This is a genomic window from Glycomyces dulcitolivorans (assembly GCF_003265355.1).
Lineage (GTDB): Bacteria > Actinomycetota > Actinomycetes > Mycobacteriales > Micromonosporaceae > Glycomyces > Glycomyces dulcitolivorans.
The window spans coordinates 42,728-49,178 of sequence record NZ_QFRW01000079.1 but is presented as its reverse complement, the minus strand read 5'-3'; the positions used below and the strand labels follow the sequence as shown (position 1 = coordinate 49,178).

The following is a 6,451-nucleotide window of genomic DNA, read 5'->3' as shown; positions in this document are numbered from 1 at the left end:
GCCCGGGCCGCCGCGCGGGCTCAGGCCCGCGCCGGCGGTCCGGGCGCCCCGGCGCGGGGACGCTCGCGACGTTCATCGCGCCCGGCCTGGTGCTGTTCCTGCTGTTCGTGATCCTCCCGGTCCTGTTCGCCGCGTACGTGGCGTTCTTCCGGTGGAACGGCCTCGGCGGCGCCCCGACCGAGTTCGTCGGGCTGGAGAACTTCCGGAACCTCCTCCAGGACGAGGTCTTCCTCGGGGACCTGTGGCGCCTGGGCCTGATCGTGGTCCTGTCGCTGCTGGTCCAGCTGCCGATCTCGTTCGGCCTCGCGATGCTGCTCCACCAGCGCTTCCCCGGGCGCACCGCGTTCCGGCTGCTGTTCTTCGTGCCCTACGTGCTCACCGAGGCCGTCACCGCGGTCCTGTTCCGCCTGGTGTTCTCGCCGCGGCGCGGCTTCGCCGACTCGCTCCTGGCGAACCTCGGCGTCGACTCCCAGATCGGCTGGCTCTCCGACCGCGAGATCGTCATGTTCGTCATCTTCGGGATCCTCACCTGGAAGTTCTTCGGCTTCCACATGATCCTGTTCCTGGCCGGGCGCCAGAACATCCCCGACGAGCTGTACGAGGCCGCCGCGATCGACGGCGCCACCGGCGCGCAGGCGTTCCGCTCGATCACGCTGCCGCTCATGGGACCCACGGTCCGCATGATCGTGTTCCTGTCGGTCATCGGCACCGTCCAGCTGTTCGACCTGGTGTACGTGCTCACCGGCGGCGGGCCGTTCCACGCCTCCGAGACCCTCGCGATCACCATGTACGAGCAGGGCTTCCAGCGCAACCAGGTCGGCTACGCCTCGGCGCTGTCGATCGCGATGTTCCTGATCAGCCTCGTGTTCGCGCTGTTCTACCAGCGTTTCGTCCTCAACCGCGACCTCCAGGGGTCGATCACCACCGCCGGGGGGAACCGCTGATGAAGGTCACCACGCGACGCGCGCGCCTGCTGCGCCACACCGGCTTCTACATCGCCGCGTTCCTCACCACGGCGTTCGTGGCCACGCCGATCCTGTTCGCGCTCCTGGGCGGGTTCAAGGACAACCAGCAGCTGCGCGAGAACGCCCTGGGCCTGCCGAGCCCATGGCATTGGGAGAACTACACCGACGTCCTCGCCTCCGGCACGTTCTGGCAGCAGGTCTTCAGCTCCGTGTTCATCGCGCTCATCACCACGTTCATCGTCGTGGCCTGCTCGGCGATGGTCGCGTTCGTGTTCGCCCGCTACGCCTTCCGCGGCCGCGAGGGCCTGTTCACGCTCTTCGCGGCCGGGATGATGTTCCCCTTCGCGGTCGCGGTCCTGCCGCTGTTCATCATCCTGCGGACCTTCGAGCTGCTCAACAGCCCGATGGGCGTGATCCTCCCGCAGGCCGCGTTCGGGCTGCCGCTGACGATCATCATCCTGCGCACGTTCTTCCGGTCCATCCCGGGCGAAGTGGAGGAGGCGGCGACCATCGACGGCGCGGGGCCGTGGCTGTTCTTCACCCGCATCCTCCTGCCGATGTCGCGGCCGGTCCTCGCCACCGTCTCGGTGCTCGCGCTCGTCGGCTCCTGGAACTCGTTCCTGCTGCCGCTCGTGGTGCTCCAGCGCTCGACCTGGTGGACGCTCCCGCTCGGCGTCACCCAGTTCAGCGGCCAGTACGCCTCCGACACCGCGAAGGTCCTCGCCTTCGTCATGCTCGCGATGCTCCCGGCGCTCGTGTTCTACGGGTTCGCCGAACGGCACCTCATCAGCGGCCTGACCACGGGCGGCACCAAGGGGTGAGACGCCGTCCGGCCTAGGGCCCGAGGAGGTTGAGGCGCCTCGGGCCCTTTTTCGCGCCCGGCGGGAACCGGTCCCGCGGCCGCGGCGTCCGAATGGCATGAAAGCGAAACTCCTCACCGCACTCGCAGGCGCGGCCGCCCTCGCCGCAGCCGGGTGCACCTCGCAACAAGGCGACGACCTCGATGTCGAGACCGTCCCCTGGGTCCCCGCCTCCGCCCAGCTCGCCTCCTACGGCGGCTGCGACGAGGCCCTGGAGGGCATCCAGGAGGCCGCCCTCGCCATGATGGCCGAATGGCAGTCCGGCGAGTACTTCACCGCCGGCGGCTACGCCGAGGACGGCGTGGCCCGCGAAGAGGGCGACATGGCCGCCGCCGCCGACCCCGGCGCCACCTCCGCCCAGTCCACGGACGCCTACTCCCAGACCAACAATCAGGTCGCCGGCGTCGACGAGCCCGACATCGTCAAGACCGACGGGACCTTCGTCTACAGCGTCGTCGCGGGCGCCCTCCGCGTCGTCGACACCCGCTCCGGCGAGGTGACCGCCGAGACCGTCTTCGGCGGCTCGACCTGGGACCACCAGTTGTTCCTCACCGAGGGCGAGCTGTTCGCGATGTACACGCAGGACGTCCAGGACGGCGACCTCTACTACAGCGAGTTCAGGATCGACCGCCTCGACCCCGCCACCCTCGACGTCCGCGACACCTTCGCCATGGAGGGGTCCATGGTGGACGCCCGCATGGTCGGCGGCGAGCTGCGCCTGGCCGTCTCCTCCCAGCCGAGCATCCAGCCCGTGCAGGACGTCCTGTACGACGGCGACGCCGACTTCGAGGACCTCAAGGCCGCCGTCAGTTCCACCGAGCTCTCGGACTGGGTGCCCGGCTTCAGCGTCAACGGACAGGACGGCGAGGTCGACTGCGGCGACATCGCCCACCCCGACCGCTTCAGCGGCTCCGCCGTCACCGTCTTCGGCCTCAGCGCCGCCGGGGACTGGGACGAGGTCGCCCCGCACACCGTCATGGCCGACGGCGAGACCGTCCACGGCACCGTCGACAGCCTCTACCTCGCCCACTACGACTACGCCTGGGGCCAGGAGGAGCCGGAGTCCGAGACCGAGATCTACCGCTTCCACTTCGCCGACGGCGAGCCGCGCCTCGCGGGCGAGGCCACCGTCCCCGGGTCCCTGCTCAACCAGTACTCGCTCAGCGAGTACGACGGCCACCTGCGCGTCGCCACCACCGAGAACAACGCGATGTGGGGCTGGTGGGGCGGCTGCGGGCCGGCCGCCGACTGCGCCTGGGGCGGCTCGTTCGCGCCCGACCCGGGGCCGTCCAAGTCCACCGTGACCGTGTTCGCCGTCGGCGACGACTCCCTGACCGAGACCGGCTCGGTCACCGACCTCGGCCTGGACGAGCAGATCTACGCGGTCCGCTTCATCGGCGACACCGGCTACATCGTCACGTTCCGCCAGACCGACCCGCTGTACACAGTGGACCTCTCCGATCCGGCGAACCCCGCCGTCACCGGCGAACTGAAGATCACCGGCTACTCCGCCTACCTCCACCCCGTCGGCGACGGGCGGCTCCTGGGCGTCGGCCAGGAGGCCACCGAGGACGGCGTCACCACCGGCCTCCAGGTGAGCCTGTTCGACACGGCCGCAGCCGAAGCCGCCGTCCTCGACCAGTACTTCCAGGCCGACGCGTCCTCCGCCGTCGAATGGGACCCGCACGCGTTCCTGTACTGGCAGGACGCCAGCATCGCCGTCATGCCCGTCACCGACTGGGGCGAGGACTACACCAACTACACGGCCGGGGCGCTCGTCCTGGCGGTCGGCACCGACTCCGTCGAGCAGGCCGCCTGGATCGAGCAGGAGGCCGTCGACCCCTACGCCGAGGGCATCGTGCGCGCCCTCGTCGTCGGGAACCGGCTGTGGACCCTGTCCTCGGCCGGGTTGCAGGCCAACGAACTCGGCGGCGGGTACGACCAGACCGCGTGGATCGGGTTCTAGGACCGGGGGGATGAAGAGGGCCCGCGCCGCCTTTCGGGTGGCGGCGCGGGCCCGTTTCCCTTGCGGCGAGCGACTACTCGGCCGGGGCGATCGCGCACAGCATCCGCACCGCCCCCAGCCCCCACATCTCGTCCCAGAAGCTCGCGTACACCCCGCCCGACTCCTCGGTCGGCCATCCCGTCCACACCGAGTTCGCCGCCTGCGACCAGGCGCCGTTGTACCAGATCGGGATCGCCGGGAGGTCCCGCACCGCGATCCGCTCCAGCTCCGCGACCACCTCCAGGTAGCGCGGGTCCTCCGAGGCGACCGCCGACAGCTCCTGCGTCAGCTCCCAGGCGTGCTCGTCCTCCCAGCGGGAGAAGTTCCCCGAGCGCTGGCTCGCCTCCACCGGCAGCTCGAACAGGTACCTGAAGTGGCTCCACGGCGAGTTGGTGACGCGGCTGTAGTTGTTGATCAGCAGGTCGAAGTCGCCGCTCTCGCGGGCGGCGTCGACCTCGGCGGCGTCCACGAACACGGCGGTGACGTTCACCCCCGCGTCGGCCAGGTCGAGCGCGATGGACTCGGCGGCGGCCTCCCAGTCGGTCCACCCGGACGGGACGATGAGCTGGAGCGCGAACGGCTCGCCGTCGCGGTCCTCGACGAACCCGTCGCCGTCCGCGTCGGCGTACCCGGCCTCGGCCAGCAGCGCGACCGCCCGGGACGGCTCGAACACGAAGGCGTCGTCCCCGAGCGCCTCCGGGTCGTAGTAGCGCTCCCAGATCGGGAGGAGCCCCGTCGGGTGCGCCTCGGTGACCATGCCGCCGTAGACGGCGTCCACGATCTGGCCGGGGCTGATCGCGAAGGCCATGGCGCGGCGGAACTCCGGGTCGTCGAGGGGCTTGCGGGTGGTGTTGGGGATGAGCATCGCGGTGTTCACCGGGGCCATGAACGGCGGCTTGTCGTAGTAGGTGATGAGCGCGGGGTCGCCGGAGAGGAAGTCGGCGACGCCGGGCATGAAGTTGTTCGCCAGGTCCAGTCGCCCGTCGAGGAGCATGTTGAGGATGTCGGCGTTGCCGGGCGTCACGAGGTCCACGATGAACCGCGGGCGCACTTCCAGGCCGAGCGCCTCGGTGGCCCACCAGTCGTCGCGCTTGACCCACGCGATGCGGCCCTCGTCGAGGCTGTGGACGGTGTACGGGCCGGTGACGACCGGGTCCTCGTCGAGCGGGCCGGTGAGCAGCTCCTCGGGGGTGTACGCCTCGTATACGTGCTTGGGCACGATCTCGTTGGTGTACAGGAAGTTGTCCCACTCCTGGTGGCGCGCTTCGATGAAGCGGAAGACGAGCTCCAGGTCGCCGGTCGCCTCGACCGACTCCAGCCAGTCCCAGACCGTCCCGTACGGGACGCCCTCGACCCTGCCGAGTTCGAGGGTGAACGCGACGTCGTCGGCGGTGAAGAGTTGTCCGTCGCTCCACTTGACCCCCGGGCGCAGTTTCAGCAGGTACTCGCGCGCGCCGGTCCACTCGCCGGACTCGGCGAGCCAGGGGGTGAGCCGCTGCTCCTGGGTGTCGAACAGGAAGAGGTACTCGTAGCCGAGGCCGTTGAGGCCGGTGACCTGGCCGGGGGTGATCGGGTTGAAGTCGCCGGGCGGGCCCCACGCGGTGCCGGTCGAGTACAGGGTCTCGCCCCGGGGGAAGTCGTCGATCGCGAGGCGGTCGGCGTCGCCGGACGCGGGCGCCTCGTCGTCGGTGCACGCGGCGGTCGCCAGTGCCGCGGTCGCCGCGAGGGCCGGAAGGTGTCTCCTCTTGGTCATTGGGATCTGCTTTCGGTTGAGGGATGACCGGGCGCCGGGTGCGCGAGGAGGCGGGGTGAGGGAGTGCGCCCTCGCGGTGGAAGCACGTTATCGCAGAATGGAAGCGCTGTCAGTCCGCCGCGGGGACCATTCGAGCGGAAATCGTACGGATAAATGCGTCGATGTCATACCCGAATTCGCAATCGCTCCCACGCGCACGCGGGATTCGATGCGGAATCGATATCGGTACAAGCCCGGGCGGCGGTCAGGCCCGGCGGGCGGCGCGCCACTCGGGGGCGAGGACGGACCAGACCTCCATGTCGTACCGCTCGCCGCGGTGGAGGTACACGTCGCGCAGGACGCCCTCCTTCGTCATGCCCAGGCGCTCGGCGACGGCGAGGCTGGCGGTGTTGCGGACGGCGGCCCACCAGTCGACGCGGTGGATGCCGCGCTCCTCGACCGCCCAGTCGATGATGGCGGCGACCGCGCGGGTGACCAGGCCCTTTCCGGTGGCGGCGGGCTCCAGCCAGCAGCCGGCCTCGGCGGTCTGCATGCGGAAGTCCATGGTGCGGAACAGGACCCCGCCGACGAGCGTCCCGTCGAGCCAGATCCCCCAGATCCGCCCGGCGTCGGCGGCGGCCTTGGCGGCGTACGTCTCCAGGAACCCGCGGGTCCCCTCGACGTCGGCGCACACGTCGGCGATGGCGACGTACCGGCCGATGAACTCGCGGCCGCGGTCCATGTGGACGGTCATCTCCACGGCGAGCTCCGGGACGAGCGGGCGCAGCTCGGCGCCCTCCCCCAGGGAGGCCGTGAACTCCTGCGGCGCTTCGGACATGGTGCCCATGCTCTCACACGAGCGGAACGGGCCCGCGCCGATGAGCGCGGG

The 6,451-nt window shown here is 70.4% G+C and carries 5 protein-coding genes; 3 read left to right on the top strand and 2 right to left on the bottom strand.

The genetic code is table 11. From position 1 onward, the window contains the following. The 3 genes from DI269_RS07485 to DI269_RS07475 form a co-directional block, all read left to right on the top strand. The coding region (locus DI269_RS07485) for a carbohydrate ABC transporter permease (protein ID WP_198667235.1) at window positions 1-944 on the top strand (944 nt) is incomplete at its 5' end. Continuing rightward, entirely contained in the window at window positions 944-1,786 is an 843-nt protein-coding gene (locus tag DI269_RS07480) for a carbohydrate ABC transporter permease (protein ID WP_112134470.1), read from the top strand. The genes DI269_RS07485 and DI269_RS07480, both read left to right, overlap by 1 nt. Window positions 1,787-1,883: 97 nt before the next feature. Next, complete coding sequence (locus DI269_RS07475) at window positions 1,884-3,791, top strand: beta-propeller domain-containing protein (protein ID WP_112134469.1); 1,908 nt, start codon at window positions 1,884-1,886, stop codon at window positions 3,789-3,791. Window positions 3,792-3,864: 73 nt separating this feature from the next. Here DI269_RS07475 and DI269_RS07470 read toward each other — a convergent pair whose 3' ends face one another. After that, window positions 3,865-5,583, bottom strand: coding sequence for an ABC transporter substrate-binding protein (locus DI269_RS07470; protein ID WP_112134468.1), 1,719 nt, complete (start codon window positions 5,581-5,583; stop codon window positions 3,865-3,867). 244 nt (window positions 5,584-5,827) lie between these two features. Continuing rightward, window positions 5,828-6,400 carry a GNAT family N-acetyltransferase gene (locus DI269_RS07465; protein ID WP_112134476.1) on the bottom strand — a complete coding sequence of 191 codons (573 nt, stop codon included), beginning with the start codon at window positions 6,398-6,400 and terminating at the stop codon, window positions 5,828-5,830. Window positions 6,401-6,451: the final 51 nt, after the last annotated feature.